The sequence below is a fragment of the Sulfoacidibacillus ferrooxidans genome, assembly GCF_022606465.1.
GTDB lineage: Bacteria > Bacillota > Bacilli > Alicyclobacillales > SLC66 > Sulfoacidibacillus > Sulfoacidibacillus ferrooxidans.
On record NZ_JALBUF010000007.1, the window covers coordinates 123686 to 148845 of the forward strand.

The 25160-nt window shown below is 40.4% G+C and carries 25 protein-coding genes; 16 read left to right on the forward strand and 9 right to left on the reverse strand.

Annotated elements, in window-relative coordinates:
• Nucleotides 1-73: 73 nt before the first annotated feature.
• From leuS to glnA, 9 genes are all read left to right on the forward strand, one after another.
• Entirely contained in the window at nt 74-2497 is a 2424-nt protein-coding gene (leuS, locus tag MM817_RS11415; protein ID WP_241715100.1) for a leucine--tRNA ligase, read from the forward strand.
• 13 nt (nt 2498-2510) lie between these two features.
• Nucleotides 2511-3395, forward strand: coding sequence for a diaminopimelate epimerase (gene dapF, locus MM817_RS11420; protein ID WP_241715101.1), 885 nt, complete (start codon nt 2511-2513; stop codon nt 3393-3395).
• Nucleotides 3392-4273, forward strand: coding sequence for a DMT family transporter (locus MM817_RS11425; RefSeq protein ID WP_241715104.1), 882 nt, complete (start codon nt 3392-3394; stop codon nt 4271-4273). Before dapF ends, MM817_RS11425 begins: the two co-directional genes overlap by 4 nt.
• 63 nt (nt 4274-4336) lie before the next feature.
• A complete protein-coding gene (locus MM817_RS11430) occupies nt 4337-5446 on the forward strand; it encodes an AAA family ATPase (RefSeq protein ID WP_241715106.1) in 1110 nt (369 codons plus the stop codon).
• The gene (locus MM817_RS11435; protein WP_241715109.1) at nt 5394-6026 is read left to right on the forward strand and encodes a GTPase; all 633 of its coding nucleotides are present in this window, start codon (nt 5394-5396) and stop codon (nt 6024-6026) included. Before MM817_RS11430 ends, MM817_RS11435 begins: the two co-directional genes overlap by 53 nt.
• A 7-nt stretch (nt 6027-6033) precedes the next feature.
• The gene (gene hflX, locus MM817_RS11440) at nt 6034-7344 is read left to right on the forward strand and encodes a GTPase HflX (protein ID WP_241715111.1); all 1311 of its coding nucleotides are present in this window, start codon (nt 6034-6036) and stop codon (nt 7342-7344) included.
• On the forward strand, nt 7341-8606 hold the full coding sequence (locus tag MM817_RS11445) for a methionine gamma-lyase family protein (RefSeq protein WP_241715113.1): 1266 nt from the start codon (nt 7341-7343) through the stop codon (nt 8604-8606). Before hflX ends, MM817_RS11445 begins: the two co-directional genes overlap by 4 nt.
• A 150-nt stretch (nt 8607-8756) precedes the next feature.
• Nucleotides 8757-9182, forward strand: a complete 426-nt coding sequence (locus MM817_RS11450; RefSeq protein WP_241715123.1) for a MerR family transcriptional regulator — start codon at nt 8757-8759, stop codon at nt 9180-9182.
• Nucleotides 9183-9214: 32 nt separating this feature from the next.
• Nucleotides 9215-10552, forward strand: a complete 1338-nt coding sequence (gene glnA, locus MM817_RS11455) for a type I glutamate--ammonia ligase (protein WP_241715125.1) — start codon at nt 9215-9217, stop codon at nt 10550-10552.
• Nucleotides 10553-10576: 24 nt separating this feature from the next.
• Here the strand turns inward: glnA and lexA are convergent, their stop codons facing one another.
• Nucleotides 10577-11188, reverse strand: a complete 612-nt coding sequence (gene lexA, locus MM817_RS11460) for a transcriptional repressor LexA (protein ID WP_241715135.1) — start codon at nt 11186-11188, stop codon at nt 10577-10579.
• Between the two features lie 92 nt (nt 11189-11280).
• Here lexA and MM817_RS11465 point away from each other — a divergent pair, with 92 nt between their 5' ends.
• Nucleotides 11281-11571: a DUF1294 domain-containing protein gene (locus MM817_RS11465; protein ID WP_241715138.1), complete on the forward strand. Its 291-nt coding sequence runs from the start codon at nt 11281-11283 to the stop codon at nt 11569-11571.
• Nucleotides 11572-11581: 10 nt separating this feature from the next.
• Here the strand turns inward: MM817_RS11465 and MM817_RS11470 are convergent, their stop codons facing one another.
• Nucleotides 11582-12793, reverse strand: a complete 1212-nt coding sequence (locus MM817_RS11470; protein WP_241715149.1) for an MFS transporter — start codon at nt 12791-12793, stop codon at nt 11582-11584.
• A 202-nt stretch (nt 12794-12995) separates the two neighbouring features.
• Between MM817_RS11470 and MM817_RS11475 the strand changes: the two genes are divergently transcribed.
• The 3 genes from MM817_RS11475 to MM817_RS11485 all read left to right on the forward strand — a co-directional run bounded on the left by MM817_RS11475 (nt 12996) and on the right by MM817_RS11485 (nt 16020).
• Nucleotides 12996-13676 (forward strand): response regulator transcription factor, encoded by a 681-nt coding sequence (locus MM817_RS11475; protein ID WP_241715151.1) that lies wholly within the window; start codon nt 12996-12998, stop codon nt 13674-13676.
• A complete protein-coding gene (locus MM817_RS11480) occupies nt 13619-14959 on the forward strand; it encodes a sensor histidine kinase (protein WP_241715153.1) in 1341 nt (446 codons plus the stop codon). Before MM817_RS11475 ends, MM817_RS11480 begins: the two co-directional genes overlap by 58 nt.
• A gap of 113 nt (nt 14960-15072) precedes the next feature.
• Entirely contained in the window at nt 15073-16020 is a 948-nt protein-coding gene (locus tag MM817_RS11485) for a ribose-phosphate diphosphokinase (RefSeq protein ID WP_241715155.1), read from the forward strand.
• A 62-nt stretch (nt 16021-16082) separates the two neighbouring features.
• Here MM817_RS11485 and MM817_RS16995 read toward each other — a convergent pair whose 3' ends face one another.
• From MM817_RS16995 to MM817_RS11495, 3 genes are all read right to left on the reverse strand, one after another.
• On the reverse strand, nt 16083-16208 hold the full coding sequence (locus MM817_RS16995) for a hypothetical protein (protein WP_272879926.1): 126 nt from the start codon (nt 16206-16208) through the stop codon (nt 16083-16085).
• A 143-nt stretch (nt 16209-16351) separates the two neighbouring features.
• Nucleotides 16352-16747 (reverse strand): hypothetical protein, encoded by a 396-nt coding sequence (locus MM817_RS11490; protein ID WP_241715157.1) that lies wholly within the window; start codon nt 16745-16747, stop codon nt 16352-16354.
• A 155-nt stretch (nt 16748-16902) separates the two neighbouring features.
• Nucleotides 16903-17109, reverse strand: coding sequence for a CDGSH iron-sulfur domain-containing protein (locus MM817_RS11495; protein ID WP_241715159.1), 207 nt, complete (start codon nt 17107-17109; stop codon nt 16903-16905).
• Between the two features lie 272 nt (nt 17110-17381).
• On the opposite strand from MM817_RS11495, the gene MM817_RS11500 reads away from it, so the two are divergent.
• The 3 genes from MM817_RS11500 (at nt 17382) to MM817_RS11510 (ending at nt 20122) form a co-directional block, all read left to right on the forward strand.
• On the forward strand, nt 17382-18386 hold the full coding sequence (locus MM817_RS11500; protein ID WP_241715161.1) for a COX15/CtaA family protein: 1005 nt from the start codon (nt 17382-17384) through the stop codon (nt 18384-18386).
• A gap of 82 nt (nt 18387-18468) precedes the next feature.
• Nucleotides 18469-19128, forward strand: a complete 660-nt coding sequence (locus tag MM817_RS11505) for a TVP38/TMEM64 family protein (protein WP_241715163.1) — start codon at nt 18469-18471, stop codon at nt 19126-19128.
• A 64-nt stretch (nt 19129-19192) separates the two neighbouring features.
• On the forward strand, nt 19193-20122 hold the full coding sequence (locus MM817_RS11510; protein WP_241715165.1) for a fumarylacetoacetate hydrolase family protein: 930 nt from the start codon (nt 19193-19195) through the stop codon (nt 20120-20122).
• A 64-nt stretch (nt 20123-20186) separates the two neighbouring features.
• Here the strand turns inward: MM817_RS11510 and MM817_RS11515 are convergent, their stop codons facing one another.
• The 4 genes from MM817_RS11515 to MM817_RS11530 form a co-directional block, all read right to left on the reverse strand.
• Nucleotides 20187-20795 carry a peroxiredoxin gene (locus MM817_RS11515; RefSeq protein WP_336605169.1) on the reverse strand — a complete coding sequence of 203 codons (609 nt, stop codon included), beginning with the start codon at nt 20793-20795 and terminating at the stop codon, nt 20187-20189.
• Between the two features lie 8 nt (nt 20796-20803).
• Nucleotides 20804-22066 carry an MFS transporter gene (locus MM817_RS11520; RefSeq protein WP_272879927.1) on the reverse strand — a complete coding sequence of 421 codons (1263 nt, stop codon included), beginning with the start codon at nt 22064-22066 and terminating at the stop codon, nt 20804-20806.
• A gap of 58 nt (nt 22067-22124) precedes the next feature.
• Nucleotides 22125-23072 (reverse strand): glycosyltransferase family 2 protein, encoded by a 948-nt coding sequence (locus tag MM817_RS11525; protein WP_241715194.1) that lies wholly within the window; start codon nt 23070-23072, stop codon nt 22125-22127.
• A 102-nt stretch (nt 23073-23174) separates the two neighbouring features.
• Nucleotides 23175-24782, reverse strand: a complete 1608-nt coding sequence (locus MM817_RS11530; RefSeq protein WP_241715178.1) for a GtrA family protein — start codon at nt 24780-24782, stop codon at nt 23175-23177.
• Nucleotides 24783-25160 lie beyond the last annotated feature (378 nt).

Below are 25160 nucleotides of genomic sequence, written 5' to 3' on the forward strand. Positions count from 1 at the left end.
CAGGGTGGTACCGCGAGACATTCTCGCCCCTGTATGGGGTGGGGGTTTTTTTGCATTTAAGGGGGGCTATAAGATGAACTATGATGCAACTTCCATTGAAGAAAAATGGCGCACGATATGGAGCAAAACTGCTCAACATGATGTTCATAAAGATGCAACACGGCCAAAATATTATTGTTTAGATATGTTCCCATATCCGTCTGGATCCGGACTTCATGTCGGACATTGGCGGGGTTACGTTTTATCCGATGTTTGGAGTCGTTATAAACGTCTCACTGGTTATGAAGTGCTTCATCCCATGGGGTGGGATGCTTTTGGACTCCCTGCTGAAAATGATGCGATTAAAAAAGGAATTCATCCAGCTATTGGTACTGCACGCAATATCGCTAATTTCAAAGATCAATTACAGCGCATGGGAGCTATGTTTGATTGGACGCGCGAGATAAATACAAGTTCACCAGAATATTATAAATGGACACAGTGGATTTTCTTGCAATTATATGATATGGGACTTGCATACCGTAAAGAAATGCCAATTAATTGGTGTCCAAGTTGTAAGACCGGTCTTGCAAACGAAGAAGTAGTAGATGGCGCTTGCGAACGCTGTGGAACTCCAGTCACTAAACGCAATATGAATCAGTGGATGTTACGCATCACAGCTTATGCGGAACGTCTTCTTGAGGACTTAGAAACGTTGGAGTGGCCTGAGAAAGTAAAAAAAATGCAGGCTAATTGGATTGGGCGTAGTGTGGGTGCTGAATTAGAATTTTCGATAGAACATTCATCAGAAAAAATAGTGGTTTTTACCACTAGACCTGACACATTATACGGTGTTACCTATATGGTTTTGGCACCTGAACATCCACTTGTACAGAAATTAACAACACCTGAATATGCATCTGTAGTAGCAGAATACGTTACCCAGACATTGGTAAAATCACAATTAGCAAGACAACAGGTTGATAAAACCAAAACAGGTGTGTTTACAGGTGGATATGCCATCCATCCACTATCTGGTGAAAAAATTCCTGTATGGATTGCTGATTATGTTTTGATGGATTATGGAACAGGGGCAATTATGGCTGTTCCAGCACACGATCAACGAGATTTTGAGTTTGCTCGCCAGTTTGATTTACCTGTAGTACGCGTTATCTCTGCTGATGGAGATTCCGATGATGTGGATGATGAGATGGAAGCTGCACAAACCAATGATGGCGTATTGATTCATTCAGGACCTTACAATGGTTTATCAGTGGATGAAGCAAAACAAAAACTTGTGGATGACCTGGTAGTACAGGGTATTGCTAAGCGCACAGTAGGGTATAAATTGCGAGATTGGGTCTTTGCGCGTCAGCGCTATTGGGGTGAGCCTATTCCTGTTGTCCATTGTGAACAATGTGGTATTGTGCCTGTTAAAGAGGAGGATTTGCCCATCTTGTTGCCTGATGTTGAACGCTATGAACCTACGGGTACTGGTGAGTCTCCATTGGCAGCAATAGAGTCATTTGTCAATACCACTTGTCCAACGTGTGGTGGACCTGCGAAAAGAGAAACAGATACCATGCCTCAATGGGCAGGGTCGTGTTGGTATTTCTTGCGTTTTGCAGATCCACACAATGAGAGTAAACCGTTTGATCGCGATAAAGTAGACTATTGGCTACCTGTTGACATGTATATTGGCGGTGTTGAGCATGCCGTATTGCATCTACTTTATGCTCGATTTTTTACAAAAGTGCTCTATGATCGCAATGTCATTGGATTTAAAGAACCTTTTACACGTCTGTTTAACCAAGGAATGATGACGTTACATGGCGCCAAAATGTCAAAATCCAAAGGTAATGTGGTAAGTCCTGAAGAATTGGTAGAGAAATATGGCACAGATACATTGCGTATGTATGAATTATTTGTCGGTCCTCCAGAGATTGATGCAGAATGGAATCCACGAGCGATAGAAGGAGTCCACCGTTTTCTTACAAAAACATACCGCCTGATCGCTGATTCGGCAGAAGGTGCACCAAAAGAGGGATCTACTAACTTACGTAAACTGCGTCATCGATTTGTGCAACAAGTAACTGAGCGAATTGTAAGTTTTCGTTTTAATACTGTGGTAAGTGCATTTATGGAATTTATCACAGCGCTCATTGAACAAGATGAAAAGATCGATGATATGACTTTACAGACGCTCGTCATATGTCTTGCACCACTTGCACCGCATTTAGGAGAAGAAGCATGGCAGTTACTTCACAAGAATGGCTCCGTGTTTGATGCACAATGGCCACAAGTGGATGAACAGTATTTACTTGATGAAACCATTACATTGATCGTTCAAGTCAACGGGAAAATTCGTGATCGTATTGACGTTGAACGCGAATCTCATCAAGATGCAGTTCGCCAGGTGGTCTTTGAAAGTACGCATGTGCAGTCTGCAATTAAAGAAAAGACAATTGTCAAAGAGATTTATGTTCCAGGAAGAATTTATAACATCGTCATTAAGTAATGATCGAGGGGAGATGTATGACTTGAAATTCACTAAGATGCACGGCTTAGGAAATAATTATATTTATATTAATCTGTGGGAAGAACAGATTGCAGAACATGATCTCTCGCCTCTCGCGATTGATGTATCAAACGTCAATACAGGTATCGGGTCAGACGGTATGATCACGATGGGTCATTCCTCTGTAGCGGATGCTCGTATGCGCATTTTTAATGAAGACGGATCAGAAAGTCAAAATTGTGGTAATGGATTGCGCTGTGTAGGGAAGTACCTGTATGAAAAGGGGATTATTAAAAAGAAAAACCTAACAATAGAAACCAAAGGAGGACTCATGCATCTTGAACTTCACATCGATGAGCATTCCGATGTAGTTGAAGAAATAACAGTAGATATGGGAGAACCTCGTCTACAACGCCAGCAACTTCCTGTATTAGGTGGACCAAAAGAAGAACAAGCATTGCTACAACCGGTAGAGATTGATCAACAAACCTTTCATTTTACGGGTGTCTCAATGGGTAATCCACATGCAGTTATTTTTGTGGATGACGCGACACAAGTGGAGGTGGAGAAAATTGGTCCACTAATAGAAACGCACTCCCTTTTTCCTGAACGTGTCAATGTGGAATTTGTCACGGCAAAAAATGATAGAGAACTAGATTTTCGTGTGTGGGAACGTGGCTCGGGGATTACTATGGCATGCGGTACGGGTGCTTGTGCAGCTGTTGTAGCTGGTGTTTTAAACAACCAGTTAGCCCGTGGCGAAACCGTCGTCGTTCATCTACTAGGTGGAGATTTACACATAACGTGGAATCAAGATGGACATGTCCATATGCGAGGTCCGGCTACATTTATTTGCGAAGGTGAATGGTATGGACATAAGGGAACGCTTACTATATGAAACGATGGGCGCCATATGTTCTACTCATCGTAGTGAGTGCAATATGGGGGGCGCACGCTGTTGTAGGAGCAGCGGCGCTCCAAGCTCTTAGTCCGTTATCTCTTTCTGTATGGCGCTATACGTTTACTGCAATACTGTTTGTACCAGCCATGATCTTCGCTTTGCGGCGTCTAAGAGCATTGACTAAGCAAGATATATGGTTGCTTTTTGCAGCCAGTCTGACTTCAGCAGTCATCTATCCACTTTTTTTCTATCAATCCTTAGATATACTTCCACCTATTGAATCATTACTTATTGTCAATGCTGCACCTGTATTAACCGCACTCTTTGCTTATTTTTTATATCGCGAAAAAATATCAAAAAAACAAATGATTGGCTTATTCATTGCACTAGTAGGTGTAATCGTCATTAGCTCCCAAGCAGCTTCACGCGGAACAGATAGTCTTTGGGCTATTGGCGATGCAGTGATTGGAACTGCCTCTTTTGCAATGTATACAGTTATTTCGCGAAAACTGTATACTCGACTTCCATTATTTGATGTCCTTGCTGTGACATCATTTGCTGGAGCTGTGATGCTGTGGCTCCTTGTCATCATCACTCATTCATGGTCTGTAGCTACTGTGCTAAGTACGCTCACTGTAAACGGATGGATTAGTTTACTTTTTATCGTTATATTCGTAAGTACTCTTGCTTACATACTTTATGGATACGGCTTAGCAAGAGTACCTGGAGCTGTATCAGCGGCTCTCACTTTTTATCCACAATCCATTTTTGCAGCAATCCTGCAATGGATATGGTTAGGTCAAGTAGTTACATTAGTGACTGTTATTGGAGGAATCATCATATTAAGTGGTAGCATGATCATGAGGCGCACTTAGGCATTCACCTATATGGTTATCCGTGCGTATACTGTCATCACTCCGGTTAAGCGGGTGATGACAGTGCAATGGAGACATACACCATTTGAACAAAAAAAGACGGAAACTATTATCGATGGTTTTTCACAAGGGAAATTGAGTTTTTCTACTTCTTTAGAGCAACTTCGCCAATTGTATGATGAACGATTTAATCGCTTTAAAGGCGATCGCTTTGGTGTAACGACATCTCAACTTGTTCCGCGAATCCAAGGAAAAACAGTAGATGCGTATGGGCCAGCTGTAAGTTCACAAATAGAAAAAGTACATCCAATACTTTCTAAAGACCAATTATTAGCCCCTCTACATGCTTTAATTGGTCTTTCAGAGGTCAAACGTTCTATCGACGAATTGTATGCTTATCTGGCCGTTCAAGCATTGCGACAAGAGGCTGGTTTGAAATTAAATCAAACGGTTTTGCATATGATTTTTTCTGGACGTCCAGGAACGGGAAAGACAACAGTTGCTCGCTTATTAGGTCCACTCCTCTGTGCGCTCGGTGTGTTATCTCAAGGTCATGTCGTTGAAGTTGAGCGAGCTGATTTAGTAGGTGAATACATTGGGCACACGGCTCAAAAAACTCGTGCGCTCATGGAACAAGCGATGGGTGGTATTTTATTTGTCGATGAGGCATACGCCATCGCTCGTGGGGGAGAAAAAGATTTTGGGCGAGAAGCCATCGACACACTTGTTAAAGGTATGGAAGATCGGAAACACGATCTAATTGTTATTCTTGCAGGTTATGAAGTAGAAATGAATTATTTCCTTTCACTTAATCCTGGTCTTTCCTCTCGTTTTCCGCTTCATGTATTTTTCCCGGATTACTCAGAACAAGAATTATTGCAAATCGCCACAGGTATGGTTAGAGAACGGCAATATCATTTGTCACCTGATGCTACGATGAGTTTGCGCCAGCAGTTACGTCATGAGCAACTACGCGAAGACTTTAGCAATGCTCGTACCGTCAGAAATATAATAGAGCGTGCAATTCGCCGACAAGCTGTTCGTATCATGGAACAGCATGAACCTACACGACGAGAACTGATGACTCTTGTTGCTACTGATTTTCGGGGGGAGACAGATCATGAATCATTGTATAGTGATCGGGCAACCAAACGTTGGGAAGACTTTGCTTAGTTTTCGTCTTGCAAAATTGTGTGGAATGAAATCTGTTTTCGTCATAAAAGAGCTACTACGCGATGTGCCTACTGAACAAGTCATAATCGTCAATGAAGCGGTGCAGACATTGGTTAATGGCTGCGAACATTCTACTGTGGGCGTGCAGACTATAGGCATTGGGATGAGCCAAACAATGGGGCAACCAGTCGTATTATATGATACTGTTGGACTATCTGAAGACGCTATGATGAATATTCATCATCGCCATGGGATGACAAGAACACTACAGTTATTCATTTCATGCGACCTTGTATTTCACGTAGTCGATGCATCCACATTACATGATGATAAACTCCACTCCATTGATGAGCAAATTTATTCGTTGGCAAAGTCACGCAAAGTTCCATACGTGCTAATTATGAATAAGATGGATCTACTATCCACAAAACGTCAACGTCGTCTTGAAGGAATGTTGCGTCGATACAAGGCAGTATTTATATCAGCAAAATATGATCAAGGAGTATCCCCACTCAAACACGTTTTAGAAAGGACAAATATGGTAAACTATTCGTATGCAGCTTGGATGAGGGGGAATTAATCTGAAAATGCATGACATTGCTGGAGCTTTTGTACCACTTCGAGCCATCTTAGTCCATGTGTATCACTCCGATGAATCAGAGTCTAAACGAGAGTATATGCGTGAAGAATTAAAAAGCCTTGCTCATACAGCGGGAGTTGATATGGTAGGTGAATTGTTTCAGTCAATGGTAAAAGATCATGCAAAAACCTTGATCGGCAAAGGAAAGCTTGAAGAGTTAGCTGATTTTGCGAAAGCAGAGTCAGCTACGCTGATTATTTTTGGCATCGAACTTTCGGGGAGCCAATTGCGCAATGTAGAAGATGTATGCATGATTCGAGTAATTGATCGAACACAGTTAATTCTAGATATTTTTGCTTCTAGAGCTAAAAGTTTTGAAGGCAAAGCACAGGTTCGTTTAGCCGAATTGCAGTATGCTTTACCACGATTAATGGGACAAGGAGTAACCATGTCGCGTCTTGGTGCAGGTATTGGAACACGTGGACCTGGTGAAACAAAACTTGAAATTGATCGGAGAACCATTCGCAAAGATATCGCCAAATTGCGGCGTATTGTCATTGAAGCAGGAGTGAAGCGAGCGGAATTACGGAGAAGAAGGCGCCGGCTTGGTGTGTATACAGTCGGACTTGTAGGATATACCAATGCAGGTAAAACAACTCTTTTAGCTCATTTGGCAAAACGATATGGTGAAAAGCAGGTAGAGCCAGGAAATGACCGCTTGTTTGATACATTAGATCCAACTTCTAGACGTGTTATGTATGCTTCTCAAACACTGGTCGTCACTGATACGGTAGGATTTATCCGGGAGTTGCCACACCATCTCATTGATGCTTTTCGAGCAACATTAGAAGAAGCATTGGACTCTGATGTACTTATTCACGTAATTGATGCATCTTCACCATACCGTGAGGAGGAAATGAAGACGGTTTACGACGTGGTGCATGATGTCTTAAAAACAAAGGTACCAGTCATTAGCGTTTTTAATAAAATGGACTTACTACCAGATTCTCAAGATGCAGAATTCCAAGATCATACTGCAGATCAGGTGGTTCGAGGGTCGATTCTTTGGCAGGACACATTATCTCAACTATTATCTGCCATTGATCATGTTATTTTAAAACGAGTAACTTTACATCTACAAATCCCATCGAAACGCAGCGATATATTGGCCGAAGCTTATTTATTAGGAGAAGTCTCAAGTTGCCATGAAAAGGACGATCACCTATACGTAGATGTGGCCATAGATGAAAAGGAAATCAGTCACTTTGTCGATTTTTTGAGTGATCGCGAAATTGTAGTGGAGGATCAATGGTTATGAATGAAATGCAATGGAACACAATTAAACATATCGAAAGACAGTGGAGTGCAGAGTTTGCAAAAGTAGACCACCTTATAGATCGCAATCAAGAAAAAGTACTGTCGGCATTTGCATCGGCAAAAGTGACAGACAGTGATTTAAGTGGTTCCACAGGGTATGGATTAGGGGACAGGGGAAGGGAGCAACTCGAGAAAGTATATGCACTTGTTTTTGGCGCTGAAGAGGCTATTGTAAGGCCTAGCATCGCTTCAGGAACTCATGCTTTAGCCATTGCATATTTTGGGTTACTACGTCCGGGAGATACTCTTATTTACGCAACTGGAGAACCCTATGACACACTCCAAACTGTAATCGGTGTAGATCAAGAAGAGAAAAGTGGACAAGGAACTTTAAGGGACTTTGGAGTTCATTTTCACTCTGTTGCATTAAAACAAGACGAAACGATCGACGTACCTTCTATATTAGCTACTATTGATGCAAGTACGAAAGTAGTAGCTTTTCAACGTTCGCCAGGTTATGCGTGGCGACGTGCATTGTCAGTTTCAGAAATTGGAATTGCCATTGCAAAGATCAAACACACATATCCTGATGTATATGTAGTAGTAGACAATTGCTATGGTGAATTCACGGATGTTGTAGAGCCTTGTGATGTTGGTGCTGATCTAGTCGTTGGATCACTGATTAAGAATCCAGGTGGTGGTATAGCTCCAACAGGCGGATATCTTGTGGGAACGAAAAATGCCATAGAACTTGCTTCCTATCGATTAACTGCGCCAGGCATCGGATCTGAGATGGGATCTTATGAACAATACCGATTATTTTTTCAGGGTTTATTTTTAGCACCCCATGTTGTAGGACAAGCTCTGAAAGGCAATATATTTGCAGCAGCTGCATTTACATCTGTCGGGATGGACTGTGCACCGCTGCCTGCTGATGCGCATGATGATATTGTGTTACGTATTCGATTGGGTTCTGCAATACAGGTCGTTCAGTTTTGTCAGGCGATTCAACAATCATCACCGATTGACGCTCACGTATTACCAGAACCATGGTTGATGCCAGGTTATCAAGATGAAGTCATCATGGCTGCAGGGACATTCATTCAAGGGGCTTCAATAGAACTATCAGCTGACGGACCCATGCGACCACCCTACGTCGCGTATATGCAAGGTGGTCTTACTTTTTCCCATGTAAAGCTCGCAGTCATGCATGCATTAGAAAAGTTGGGGCTATTAGAACATGGACTAACTCTAAAGTGGTAATTACTTCATATCATAACATTAGCTTTACACTTAGTGTCAATTATTTATTGACGTCTAATGGAAGGTATGCTACGATCTGAACGCTATAGAGGATACATGATCTTTACATGATGTCTATGAATGTTAGAGCCATTAGAGGAGGATAACCAGATGGATGATGCCATGCGACGTAAGCTTGCTTTGTTTCCGATTGGAATCGTGCAACGCTTGACTGATCTGACAGCGCGGCAAATCCGCTATTACGAGCAGCATGCTTTGATACACCCTGAACGGACACATGGTAATCAACGACTATACTCATTTAATGATGTAGAGCGATTATTAGAAATCAAGAGTCTCATCGATAAAGGTTTAAATATTGCTGGGATTAAGGCAATGATAGGGCAACCAACTCCTGAAATCGATTACACTCCTGCGATGCAAGCAGCAGCGGAAGAGGTGCGATCTGAACTTACAGAGAATGATCTACATGAGTTACTCATGCAAGAATTATCCGCAAGGGCAGGGCAGCGAGGCAATCCGGTTTCTATGATACAAGGTGAATTATCGCGTTTTTTTCATGGTGATCGACGTTAAAAATATATTGATGAACAGAAGGGGATGACAAGTTGCGTAAAAACTATTCAAAAGAAGAAATTATCGCATTAGCGCAAGAGCAGGATGTACGGTACTTACGACTTCAATTTACGGATCTCTTAGGGGTTATTAAAAACGTGGAGGTCCCAATTAGTCAATTAGAAAAGACGTTAGACAATCGCGTCATGTTTGATGGTTCATCAATTGAAGGTTTTGTAAGAATTGAAGAGTCGGATATGTATTTGTATCCAGACTTATCTACTTGGCTTGTTTTCCCGTGGCATGGCGATCAGGGGAAAATAGCCCGTTTCATTTGTGATATTTATACTGCTGATGGTAAACCATTTGCAGGTGATCCGCGTGGCATCTTAAAAAGAGCCTTAAAAAAAGCATCTGATATGGGGTTCACTACGATGAATGTAGGCCCAGAACCAGAGTTTTTTCTCTTCAAGATTGATGAACAGGGAAATCCAACCACTGAAATGAATGATCAAGGAGGCTACTTTGATCTAGCACCAGTGGATCTTGGAGAAAACTGTCGCAGAGAAATTGTACTAGTGCTAGAAGCTATGGGCTTTGAAATTGAAGCATCGCATCACGAAGTGGCGCCAGGACAACATGAAATTGATTTTAAATACGCAAGTGCACTTGTGGCAGCAGACAATATTATGACATTTAAATTGGTTGTTAAAACAGTTGCACGTCAATTCGGTTTACACGCAACATTTATGCCAAAACCTATATACGGCATCAATGGATCAGGAATGCATTGTCATCAGTCTTTATTTCGCGGTACAGAAAATGCATTTTATGACGAGAGTGATGAAATAGGTCTTAGTGAAGTAGGTAAACAATACCTAGCTGGTATCATGCAGCATGCACCTGGATTTACAGCGATTACAAATCCCATCATCAATTCGTACAAACGATTAGTACCAGGTTACGAAGCCCCTTGTTACATTGCATGGTCAGGAAAAAATCGCAGTCCTCTGGTGCGTATTCCTGCATCACGAGGACTGGGAACGAGAATTGAAGTACGGAGTCCTGATCCATCAACTAATCCTTATCTTGCTCTTGCTCTCATGTTGCATGCAGGACTTGATGGGATCGAACGAACATTGAAGTTACCACTTGCAGTCAATCGAAATATCTATGTTATGAATGAGATGGAGCGATTACGAGCAGGCATTCACAGTCTACCAGCTTCATTAAAAGACGCGTTAGAAGCTCTTGCCAATGATGATGTCATGCGCGATGCGTTAGGCGAACATGCATACACCCATTTTTATGAAGCAAAAATGATTGAATGGGATATGTTTAGAACAGCAGTTCATCCATGGGAACGAGAGCAATATCTTTCTATGTACTAGTATTGTGAGATTAAGTGAAAAAACCTAAGGCAATGTGCGCCATAAACCAACTACTTTACCTGCAATTGTGACAGTTGGATAGATAAGTGGCGCCATTGTTTTATTTTCTGGTTGCAAACGAATATGGTCGTCCTCTTTAAAAAAGCGTTTTACTGTTGCTTCATCTTCCTCTGTTAACGCGACTACAATCTCACCGTTATGAGCGGTTGACTGACGATGGACATAGACAATATCTCCATCATAAATACCTGCCTCAATCATACTGCTTCCAATCACTCGAAGAGCAAATAAGTTATCTTTATCTTTAATTGAAGATGGGACAGGAATATAGTCTTCTACATGTTCAATAGCAGTCATAGGTAATCCTGCGGTAACTTTCCCTATGACTGGGACAAGCACTGAAGGTTCACTGTGATTGTGTTCTTTTAAAATTTCAATCGCACGTGGTTTTGTAGGATCTCTTCGAATATAACCCCGTTGTTCTAGCTTCTCCAGATGACTATGTACAGTCGAAGTGCTAGCCAGACCAACTGCATCGCCAATCTCCCGAACCGATGGAGGATAGCCACGTGTTGAAACCGTAGTTTTAATATATAATAGAATTTGCTCTTGCTTATCTTTCACACTTTGGCGCATAAAAACATATACCCCTCTCTACCAACTGTTTCTAGAAGAAATATATCACTTTTTAAGAATAAATTCAAACACACGTTCGGGGATGGTGTTTCATGACTTTCAGTCACCTATTTTTCATTTATTTACTTTTGATCAATGTGTGGACTTTTTTACTTATGCGCATCGATAAAAAAAGGTCTAAACAACGTCGCAAACGTCGCATTCGCGAGAGGACATTACTTTTATTATCACTTGTAGGCGGGGGATTAGGTACATGGGTAGCCATGGGAATCTATCATCATAAGACGAAGCACTTTTCTTTTGAAATGATTGCACCTTTGTCTACGATGATGTGGACAGTGCTCGTTTTGTATATGATGTATCGTGGCCTTATGATTTCATAAAACTGCTCGATTATGATCGAGCTCTGATGGTGTATAGATGGGTGATGCCGGCTAAGCATACAAATGCAAAGGCCGTCATGCAGGCTCCCATCCACTGCCACAGACCAAATGTGAGTGTCGCAAGAAAGGATCCGAGTGATCCTCCAATAAAATAGGCAACCATATATACACTATTGATGCGACTGCGAGCAGTCGGAACAAGTGAATAGATGCGAGCTTGATTAGATATTTGACTTGCCTGTACGCCAAAATCAAGTAACAGTACACCAAGGATTAATAATAGCAATACCCCGTCTCCAAAGAGCATGATAACATAGGAGATAAAAGTGATGGATATACCTATTCCAATCATAAAAGAAGGTCCGCGTTTATCTGCAATTCGCCCCGCAACAGGCGCGATCAATGCTCCAGCTACGCCAACGAGACCAAATAAACCGACGACTGCACTTCCATAGTGATAGGGGCCTTGTGCAAGACGAAATGCAAGGACTGTCCATAGCACACTAAAGGCACCAAACATGGAGCCACCAATTAGACTTGATTGGCGAAGAAGCGGTTGATCGCGAAGAAGTTTGACAAGAGAAATAAGTAACTCACCATAAGATATCTTATTTTTTGCAACGAGGTGAGGCAAAGTAAACAACATGGTTATTGCAAGTCCCACCATAAGAACAGCTGCCATAACATAGACTGACCTCCATCCTAATAATTGCCCGATCGCCCCGCTAACCGTGCGTGCACCTAGAACGCCTAACAATAGCCCTCCCATCACAATTCCTACCACTTCACCACGTGTTTCTTCATCTGCTAGATCAACCGCAAGAGGAATGATGATTTGCGGCACGATGGTAATAACTCCAACACAAAAACTTGCGATTTCGAGCCAAGCAGGTGTCTGTGCAGTAGCAACTGCGGATAATGCGATAGCTGTAAAGATACTTAAGATCACAATCAGCATACGTTTTGGCCAAATGTCGCCTAATGGTGTTAAAAGTAGTAGGCCACCTGCGTAACCAAGTTGTGTTAATGTAGCCACATATCCCATTTGCGTTGATGTTTCATGGAATGTTTTCCCCATTAATACAAGCAACGGTTGACAATAATAAATGTTTGCAACTGATATAGCGGAACCAACTGCAAGCAAAATCGTCAGAGTTCTGGTTAGATGTGGATTTTTTTTGCTTTTCGTATGTAACGCTTGTGTGTTCTCTTGACTATCCATAGACAACTCCTAGTAATGATATAGCTGCTACAGTTAGTATAGCGGATATGGGGTGTATGAGAAAAGAGGGAGGCTCCAGTATTTTTTAAGCAACGACTGGTAACATACAAAATGGCATGAATCGATACTGGAGACTTGACGATGTAGTTGAATGCTAACCATAGCTATACGGGTAAAATAAGTAAAGATGGGTGACGAATGAATGTTACATTTACTAATTATTGAAGATGATGTTGCACTCGCGCAAGCTATGGAATCTTTGCTAAGAGAAGAAGGGTATGATGTTTCGCAAACGGGTGATGGAGAAACGGGACTTCATCTAGCACTTAGCGGTCTATACGATGCGCTCATTTTAGATATGATGATACCTGGCATCAGCGGATTTGAAGTCTTGCGAAAACTTCGTGCAAACCACAATGGAACACCAGTGCTCGTACTAACAGCACGCGATCAAGTCGAAGATAGAGTAAAAGGATTAGATTATGGTGCAGATGATTATCTCGTGAAACCATTTGCAACAACTGAACTTCTCGCACGTATCCGTGCACTTTTAAGACGTTATGATAAAATAGGGCCGGATATCGATGTAATGACTATCGACGGACTTTCGTATCATCTGAAAGCACGGGAATTGATAAAAGGTCAAGAAACATTTGTATTACCACCTAAAGAAGCTGCACTGTTCGAGCTATTTTTACGTCACCCAGGGCAGGTTTTAACTCGAGAACAAATTATGGATCGCTTATGGGGGTATGAGGCAGAAGTTTTAGAAAATACGCTCGAAACATATGTCTCGAAATTGCGTAAACGATTGGAGGGTGATCAATGTCCCCTGATTCAGACGGTTCGCGGAATCGGTTATCGGATGCAGACAAGGGGTTAATGCGACATCAAAGACTTCGTTTAGCTGTTGTTAACATGGCTGTTCTTTTATTTATTTGGAGTATTCTATCTATTTTTGTGTATTTTGTACTTCAAGATGAAACGGTCCGCGCAGAACACACTCGTCTTGCTTTTTTTGCAGAACAATTAGCTGACCAAGCATATCATGGCGAAGGCTACGCACCTAAAAGGCTGCATCCTAGTGATGAGGATGTGATGTATGCGATTTGGCAACGCGAGGGGACAAGCTATCATTTAATTCAATCTGTGATGAATTCAAACACTTTACTACATTCATTAAAACCAATTGTCAATACCAGCAATCAATTGGTGGTATTTAGTGATGTTTTTTTTCAAGGTGAGCATTATCAAATGTATGTTAACCATTACCTAATTCATGGCTCATATACTGTCATACAGGTACTAGATGACGTAGGGCCAGAAGAAGGCGTTTTAAGACATCTTGCGATTTTATTTGTCATCGGTGGTGTAATAGGGCTAGGACTAAGCATAGCAGGAGCATATTTATTAGGAAGATGGACTTTGCGACCATTAATCGAAGCTCGTTTACGAGAACAGGAGTTTGTTGCAGATGTTTCTCATGAGTTACGGACACCTCTGTCTGTTTTACAAACACATCTCGAACTACTGCTAAGACATGTAGATACTGAAAATCAAACGATATTAAGTGATATAGAACCCATCTATAAAGAAACAAAACGCATGCGCCGTTTAGTCGAGGATCTACTGGATCTTGCTCGTATGGACGCAGGGGTAGTCTCCAATAAAAGTGAACAATATTCATTAAGTGAATTATGCAGCGAGGTAGTTGAACTATATGACCCCTTATTTCAACAAAAATCTGTACATTTTTCACATGATATTTCAGCTAATGTAAAACTAATGGGTGATTCTGGCAGGATGAGACAATTACTATTTATCTTGCTTGACAATGCATATAAATACACGGAGCATGGGGAAGTAAAGCTGCAAGCGTTAGCAAATAGTCATTCTATCGATCTTATCGTATCGGATACAGGAATTGGGATTGCTCAAGATTGGTTACCGCGAGTCACAGAACGCTTTGTTCGTGGTGAATATTCGAGAACTCGAGAATCTATTAACTCAACTACTAACGAACATGCATCAACAACAGTTTCATCAGGATTAGGTCTGGCTATTGCCAAGCGAATTGTAATGTCCATGCAAGGAAAATGGCATTTACAAAGCGAAGTTGGAATAGGAACCACTGTGACCATTCGATTACCAAATAGTCTTCTGTGAACAATGAGTTGGATTTATGGAAGCATTTTAGTGGATATGCCGTTCACATTCGTAGACGAAGATGATACAGTAATCATGTAACCGTATACTTGAATGAGAGGTGTATATCTGACATGTTAGAGGGGAATTCAGCCAATACGCTTCGCTTGTACGCTGGCTCATCTTACAAAGAGATGGCACTACAAGTAGCGCAACATCTTGGCATAGAACTTGGTCAGGTGCATCTTTCAAAATTTCGCAGTGGCGAATTATATGCACAATTTCCAGATAGTGTCCGAGGCGTCGATGTATACTTACTACAAACATTTTCACCTCCGATTAATGATCATTTCATGGAGCTTTTACTAATGATTGATGCATTAAAGAGAAGCTCGGCTGGTCGAATCAATGTCATTATTCCTTATTTCGGATATGGTCGACAGGAAAAACAGGGAATTCCCCGAGAGCCTATCTCAGCTAAAGTTGTTGCCGACTTATTAACAAAGGTAGGCGCCCATCGTGTGATCACTGTGGATCTTCATGCACCCGCCATACAAGGTTTTTTTGATATCCCAGTAGATCATTTATCCGCACTTGGTATACTAGCACATGAAGTTCATAAATTAGATCTATCTGATGCAGTCGTAGTGTCGCCCGATGCTGGTAGAGCAAAAACAGCTGAAAAATTTGCGGCAATGCTTGATCTACCCATGGCTATTATGCATAAAGGTCGCCCAAGGCACAATGAAGCAGTGATTACTCACTTGATTGGCGATGTGAAGGGTAAGACGCCAGTTGTTATTGAGGATATCATAGACACTGGGGGAACCATTACTCAAGTGGTCGACAATCTCGTATCGATGGGTGCAAATCCTGCTATTCTTTGCGCTACACATGGAATTTTTTCATCTCCTGCAGAGGAGAGATTACTGCATCCTGCTATTCAAAAGCTTCTCGTAACAGATACTCTACCACTACGCGCAGAATTGCGCCAAATGGCCATTCAAGTACTTCCGATTGCCCCTTTGATCGCTACAGCCATTGGACGTGTACATTACAATTTGGCATTAAGCACTATGTAATACAATCCCCATGTTTCGGCTAATAACCAAAACATGGGGATTTTCAAATCACAGACAGGATACTACATGACTGGGTATCCAGCACCTGTTCCACTTACACCAACTGCACCAGGAACTAAGAGAATAAATAACACAAAGATAATCAAAAATACAACAGCCCAACGAGTGTATCCACCAAATGTACCCATCGTCAATCACTCCTTTTTAAACACATGACATATGGTACGTAAGGCTACACATATATGTAGAGGCGTTTGCCCTACACTTCTACAAATCGGGCTATCGTGTATAATGACCATCCAATGAAATTGTGTTATACCCCAGGTATAATCTAAAATCCTTTACGTGGATCATTGATAAATTCTAAACGCCCACAATTTTGGCATACAAACACGTGGAGAACTACATTTTTCTCCAAAGCTGTGTTAAACATGTCCTCGTCTTGACCGCCAAGCACAAGGTCTGCTGCAAGTCCAAATCCTCGCGAGAGACCACCGGTACGCAACGCATGAGCACCATGATAATTCATTGGGATATTGCAAGCATTGCAATGATGATCTGGCATTTGTGGTTGAGCATTTGCAAAATTTTGTTGTTGCCCATAGCTACCTGTTCCTTGTTGTGAATAATTACCCTGATTTTGCTGCGAATAGCCGTTATTGCGCTGCGGATCAAAATCGTTTCCAACACCTTGAGCTAGTCGTTCTAGCTCACGAAAAAAACTCATCTTCATTCACCTCATACTATAAAATGTCCTGCATTTTCAGTATACAACGAAAACACATGACTCCGTGTGAGGATTTTCTGGATGAGTCATTCGATTCTCTTAACTCCGTATAGACACAACATCAATGATTCGCAATCAGGGTTATCCACAGATCATTAAAGAACTTTTTCTGCGCGAGCACAATCATCAAACTGTCCGCGATGAGCTCCATCGCAAAAAGGTTTATTGTGCGAATGACCACATCGACACAAGGTAAATTGTTCTTTTGTTTCAAAAACGTTTCCTTCTGCATCCACTAACTCAATAGCACCCGTGACAAGGTAAGGTCCTTTATCGCGTACAGTAATCTTTACATCAGCCATGTATTTCCCTCCATTCTAGAGATTTTAAGTTAACTACAGCGTGCACATCCAGTTTTTAACACATGGAATAAAAGCTTTATCACTCGATTGATGTGTTAAATAGGGATATGATTCCATTGTAACGAAAAGAGAAATGAGTTACAAATGCCACAATATTTAATTCCATTGATTTCATAAACATTGTCATCGTTTGTCTATCTTTTACGCTAGTGTCATTCCGTTTCATCTGGTAAGGTGATAGAGTAATGAATGTTATGTGGAGGTGCAAGGGCTTGAAAAACGTACAAATATCCCACGAAGCATCTAGACCAGCACGCTATGTAAAATGGTTTGGCGTGTTTAGTTCGATAGGGATGTTTATTATTAATTTTATTGGATTTCTCGACACTCAAACAGGTTCAGCAGAAGGATGTGGACCTGATTGGCCTTTGTGCAACGGCCAAGTGCTACCATCGCTCAATAATATGCACGTCATTATTGAATTCATGCATCGATTCTTGGTCGGCTTCTTTGCTATTGTAGCTGTAGTATTTGTAGTATGGGCATTAGTCAAATTTAGACGATATCGCGAAGTCCAAGTATTTTCTTGGCTTGCAGTCGGTTTTATTATCGTTCAATCTTTACTTGGTGCACTAGCAGTTGTCTTTGTGAATCCACCAGAAGTTCTTGCATTGCATTTGGGATTTGGATTATTGGCAATGGGTGGAGTTGCTTTACTCACAGTTTTTTTGTTTCAATATGATCATCATGCAAATCAAGAAAAAGCTGGTCTATTTTATCGATCAAAACCCTTACCAAAGTCTTTATCAAACTTAATACGCTGGACATGGGTATACATGTTTGGGGCTATATACTTAGGTTCTGATGTGGATTTTCATAATGCTGGCCCTGCATGTGCAGGATGGCCATTATGTAATGGTGAAGTATTTCCTGGCTTTAGTGGCAATGTAGGCCTAGCCTTTTCTCATCGCTTGGCAGCCGTCGCTTTCGCCGCTTTAAGTATCTGGCTCCTGATTGCTTTGCGGCGCGTTAAAAATCAACGACCTGACTTATTTATGGGTTCACAAGCACTATTTATCATGATCATTTTGCAAATTATTAGCGGAGCTTGGGTTGTGTTTAGTCACATTAGTCTTAATTCCGCTTTGCTGCATGTATCTCTTTTGATGGTGTTATTTACCGTATTAAGCTATTTAACATTACAAACTTTCCCTTTTCATGATGTGTCTCTACAAACATCCTCTCAAAAAGATACATCACAAGAGGCACAACACTAACATACTACTGAACTTCTCTGGTCATTGATCCGTCTATTAGGTATAACAGCCATAATGGAAATGACGGAGGTTTAACATCAGAGTGCGAATAAAAGAACAATCCATTCGAGCGGATAAGAAAAGAAAGCAATCTTGGCTAGTGCCCATGATCATTTTGATCTCACTATTCATGGTTGCTCTTTTCTTTTACTTTGATCAACAGAATGGAATGACTTTGATCATACGTTCATGGGGAATAAGCGGAGTGATCATTGGTATACTTTTGATGGGTATCATCTGTATGACTCCTATCCCTTCAGAAGGATTATTGCTCATTTTTTTAAAAATATATGGCATATTTTTGGGCTTATTGTACGCTTGGATCGGGTCTTCTATTGGTGCAATTGCCATCTTTATTCTTGCACGCTCCATTCTTTCTCCAATGTTTAAGGAACTAATAGGTTCTTTGCAACAGCATCGTGTTGAACAATGGGTAAAAAAGCGTGGTGTGAGTGGATTATTGTTCGTTCGATTACTTCCTATACCTGCTTTCGTAGTGAACTATACAGTTGGTCTCTTACCTGGTGTTGGATTTTTTCAATATCTATGGACTGCCATCGTGTCCATGGCACCTTATTACGCAGGTACTATTTTTATGTTTTTAGGCATTGTTAATGGGATATTTAGCTGGATTTTGATAGGGCTTTTTATCATCATCATACTTTTTATACTAAGTTTTATTGTTAATCGAAACGTGCATTAAAGACATCGTTTTTTTTAGAGAAAAGGTAGTATGATAATCATAATAATAAGATGAGGTGATCATCATGAAATTAGTTACTTTTGAAAGAGAAGGAAAGCGCTATATTGGTGTACAAGTGAGCCAAAAGGTAATGGACATTGCTGCAGCGGCCAGAACATATGCAAAAGGTATGACAGAATCTCAAGTGAGCGCATACGCTGCAGCGGTAGCTGGAGATATGGTCAGTTTCTTGCGCACTGGTGAAGAAGGGATGGCGTTTGTTCGTATATTGATGGATCTTGCCTTAATGAATGAGTTACATGATACACATACAAACGTATGGCACACTCTTGAACAAATCCAAGTGCGAGCACCTATTTTACATCCTGGAAAAATCATTTGTGTAGGTAAAAATTATCAAGACCATGCAGCAGAAATGAACTCAGCAGCACCCACAACTCCCATTATTTTTGCGAAATTTTCAAATGTAATTAGTGATCCACATGGAAAAGTCGTTAAACCGCTTCAATCTGATCAACTTGATTATGAAGCAGAACTTGCTGTAATTATCGGTAAAACAGCTAAAAATATTAAAAGCGAAGACGCTTTTGAGTACATAGCTGGCTACAGTTGTTTCAATGATTTATCTGTTCGTGATTATCAAATGCGGACATCACAGTGGTTACAGGGTAAAACCTTTGATCAGAGTGGTCCGTTTGGTCCTGTGCTTGTGACGAAAGAGGAAGTAGATCCACTTAAATTGGATATTCGTTGCTATGTTAATGGTGAAGTAAGACAAAACGCTAATACATCAAACATGATTTTTGACATTCCTTATTTGCTTGAGTTTATATCTGGCATCATGACTCTAGAAGCCGGTGATGTCATAGCTACAGGTACACCAAGTGGAGTAGCTGCTGGAATGGAAAATCCAAAATTCTTGCACATAGGGGATGAAGTAGTAGTCGAAATTGAGGGGATTGGTGAGTTACATACTTATATTATTGAAGCATAGTACTTCACTTGGAGCGCGGTTACATCACAAAATTTGCGAACTAACCGCGCTCTTACATACTTCTTTAGACAGGAAAATTTTTTAAAGATGGAGTCAATCCTTTTTGACCTGGCTGCCAATTGGCAGGAGTCATTTTATTGGTCTCATCTTGATATTGAAGAGCAGATAAAACCCGCAAAAGTTCAACTGTACTACGTCCAGTTCCTGCGTCATATACTGCGTAATTACGAATGTTCCCGGAGGGGTCAATGATGACTGTGACACGCATATCTTGACCAGTTACCGGATCATATGCGCTATATGCAATTCCCACTTCATGTGTAAGATCAGAGAGCATAGGATAGCGGATGTTTTGTCCTTTAGGATGTACTTTTTGAAACACTCGATGCACACCTATATCATCCGTATCTATTGTAAAAACAAGCGTATTTTGTTCCAAAAGTTGAGAGTAAATGTCAGCGACCGCTGACAATTCAGTTGGTCAGACCGTTGAAAAATCACTGAGATAAAAAAATAACACAATCCATTTGCCTCGAAAGTCTGATAATTTCACACGCACTTCATTGCTATTATAATAACCGCGTAAGACAAAGTCAGGTGCTTCTTGCAAGATCAACGGCATGGATAATGTCACTGTACAAGCCTCCCCAAACAGTAAACCATATACGATCATACTGTATGTTAGGCATGTGTCCCATGTGTCTCTGACATCGTATGATTTGAAACATGTTGCTTTGTATAACGCCTTTGTATGGCAAAGAGAAAAGTGGCTGCAAATGTAGCTACAGTAGTGACAGCGAGAATAGGGGAGACGCCCCAAAAATCAAACATATTACCAAATAATATTGGACCAATTAACCTTCCTGCACTCCCAAAACCTCCAACAATACCAAGATAAAAAGGTGATGAATTACCAGTTGTTTGAACAATAAGTGCAGGTACTGTTGGTGAAATTAACATCTCTCCAATTGTAGCAATGGCCATCCCTACAATCAGATTTGGATATGAACTGTGGAATAACCACATAAAAAGAAAGGCAATCGCGTAGAATAAAGCACTTGACATCAGTCTTGCACCTAGTGATTTTGCAATAAAACGGTTAAATAAAGTGGTGAGTGGTTGAGCCAATAATATGACTAAACCATTGACTGTCCAAAGAAAACTATAGCTAGCTAAACTCATGCCTTTTTGGTTTAGATAAGGGGCAATGCCCGAATTCCAAGCAGATGTTGAAAACCATATGAATAACGAACCTAGAGAAACAAATAAGTATGCTCGATAATTGCGTAATAATCCCCAAGTACTCAGTTCATCACTGTGTGGAGACAATCCTACTGGTTCGTCATTGACCACTTTCAAATCAAATCTGCGCACATACATATAAAAAAAGGCAGAAAATAAGATTGTAGTTAATCCATTGATTAAAAATGTTAGATTAAAGGAGATCGATGCAAGAATCCCTGCTAATGTCGTTCCGATAGCAACGCCTACGTTATTACTAACATAAATAATATTAAATAATTTAAATTGTTGTTCTCGCCACTGAAATCCAATAAAGGCACTAATTGCAGGCATCGTAACTGCATTTAGAAATCCATTGATAGTCATAACCTCGATATATGGATACCAACTCTTTGCAAAAATAAGACCTAATTGAGCAATACCACTTAAGAGTAAAGATCCTACAATCAAATTTTTTGCGCCAATCTTATGATATAACGATCCTCCAATTACTTGTCCTAGTACTCCAGCTAATGATTGAAAAAAAAGTACAAGTCCAGCTTCTCCATAAGAGCGATGTAGGATATTGTGCACATAAATGGTGGTCAGAGGCCACATGAGTGCACTTCCTGTTGAGTTGACCAAACTGGCAAATATAAAAACATAAGAATCTCTAGGATAGTTATGAAAAAAAGAAAAAAACTTTTTAGAAATGAACGTCATAGGTACTCCTTGTGTGTGATTAGATAATTGCTTCTCTCATCATACACGAGAACATTGTCTACATGCGATACAATTGTTTTTCATTATCAAAATTATAGAGATCTTGAATCAAATACAATGGCCTAGCGCGAACCTCATCGTAAATCCGACCGATATACTCACCGACAATACCTAATACAAGTAGTTGCATACCGCCAATAACAAGCAACGCAACCATAATAGAGGCCCAACCTTGAATAGTAACATTTGTAAATATTTTTTCATATACAATTACAATTGCGCTAATAAAACCTAATAGAGCTACTGTAAATCCAACCTTAGTTGCCCACTGCAACGGTTTAAACGAAAATGAAGTAATGCCATCTAATGCAAATTTAATCATTTTTTTCAAAGGATATTTAGTCTCTCCAGCGTATCGCTCATCACGTACATATGGAACACCAATTTGAGAATAGCCTGCCCATGCCACAAGTCCACGTATAAAGCGATGACGTTCATGAATAGCAGTAAGACTGTCAACGACGTTGCGATTCATGAGGCGAAAGTCACCTGTATCAAGAGGAATATGAACATCTGTAAGGCGTTGCATCGTACGATAGAAAAGTTTAGCAGTAGCACGTTTGAATACAGTCTCTCCCTTTCGCTCTTCACGAATGGCATAAACTACATCATAGCCATCTCGCCATTTTGCAACAAATTCTTTAATGAGTTGGGGGGAGTCCTGTAAGTCAGCATCCATAATGACAACGGCATCGCCTTGTGAATGATCCATTCCTGCAGTAACAGCAATCTGATGACCAAAATTTCTTGAAAAATCAATGACTTTCACTTCACTATGCTCTCTCGCTAGTTTCATTAATTCGCGCAACGTTTGATCTTTAGACCCATCATTTACAAAAATAAGTTCATACGGTATAGAAAGCTGATCCAATACTTCTCGTAGACGATGATATAACACATGGATGACTAATTCTTCATTATAGGTTGGGATGACAATGGACAGCAAAGATAACTCGTGTGTGCGTTTACGTACATATGCATCAGTACTTGTACTATCTTGTAACGTTTGCTCGGACAGATTGACCACAGTAACTTCCTCCTATCTAGATTAAGCAATCCATACGCCATGAAAAAACATGTTACCTAAAAAGCCAAGGCCAATAGCAAACAATACAACAATGAGAGGGGTTGCTCTTACATAGTTGGCTGCAGACCCCAAATAGATAAAACCAGGAAACAGCATCAGAATATACCTTGGAAAGCTCACTAAATAATCTTTTGCATTCATCGAAGGTTCTGTAGAAGCAATCCAAAGAACAACAATAAGGTAGAGCCACCAAGATAATTGTCGATAGGACCGACGCACATACCGCATTCCAATTATAGCCATACAAATAGCAAGTGTAACCATAGACACTTCAGTAAAAAAGTACTCATGAAACCAACCGGAAGAATGTATCATCCGTAACCAAGAAAGGTAATACGTATCCCACAGAGGCATATACTGACGATGCCAGTACTTTTCTGCAGTTAAAAATGCAAGGAAATGACCTGTTAAGTTTTTAAGATAGATCATGTATAGACTTAAAAAAACTGCTGGTAATGTCAATGCAAATACTTGTGTATTCAACTTCTTCCACCAAACACTCGTCCAGAAATGCAGATTCATATCGCGATGCCGTAGATATTCAAATAAGAGAATTAGATCCAAAAATACACCTGTATTTCGCGTAAGCGTAGCAAGGCTTGCAAGTAGACCAGCTGTCCAAAATTTATTTGCCATGGCACGATCAATGGCTGCTACGCAAAAAACCATAAAGAGTGACTCTGTGTATACAGCATCAAAGTAGTACGCCGTAGGAAAAAATGCGAATAACAAGATAGTTGCACGTGCAACATGTGGTCCAAATTCTATAGTAGCAATGCGTCCTAAAAAATATAAGAAAAATACAAAAGCAATAAAAGACACGATGATCCCACTGGCAGCATAGCCTGTCTGTGTGACATCATGAGTAATGCGCATGAATAGGGGATATAGAGGCCAAAAAGCAGTCTGTTTTAGTGTGATAAAACCGTTGCGAGCAATCTCAACATACCATCCAGAATCCCAATGTCGATAATTCCCTATGAAAAGATTGTACCAGTTTACTCTTTCTTTATGCAAAAGAAGCTCAACAAGTGATGTAAAAGTAAGCCAGAGGTGCTGAATCACTACAGTAATCAAAGAAAAAATAAATAATTCTTTTTGAAACCCATTAAGTTTTGCAGGAATTGAAACGCCCGTTTGACTACCTTTAAGAGATGTAGAACTGGCTGATGGAACAAAAACAAGAAAGCGATTTGATAAAAATCCAATCAATGTCATTGGAATAACATTGATTAGCTGCGCGATATCGGCTGAATGAATAACATGCAATAGTTCGTGTAACGTCACTTCACTTAAGACAAGAATCAATAAATTAATGATCAGAAATCTCCAAAAATAACTCCATGGGTTTGTTGTTTTCTTGAATGTCCAACGACTATTAATAGCATAACTACTGATCATACCTATCAAGTAACCAATGGCTAATGACAGACTAGGCTGCATATGAATGTACACAAGGATGACATAAACAAGGTATGTCAGCACAGTGTTGAATACTCCAGTCAGAGCATATTTTATAAAAGTCCAAAGTTCAACAAGATATGAATTGTTTAATCGCGCAAAAGTCATGCGGTCTCTCCTTATGTGATTAATCTAATGTAAACTATAGCAAAACAAAATATAGCAATCAAATAAGGATGGACTACCACGCTATAGCAAAACATGATACAGTTTGAGTGTGCATTAATTTAATTGAAGTGTTACATCTTTTTCAATGTTTTTTTAAACAATTGACGGTAAAATAGAAGTATGATGACTTGCTTCATAGGGTTAAGATATGAGATAAAATAGTTAGGATATTTCTCTATTACTGTGATTGTGAGACCAGCTATCTAATGTCAAGCACTTAATTGAGTTCTAAGAACAATGAAGGGAAGTGATTTTGGACGCATCTATATAAGCCTGCCATAGACAGACATATTTTTAATTTTCAGTATAAAATGCTGT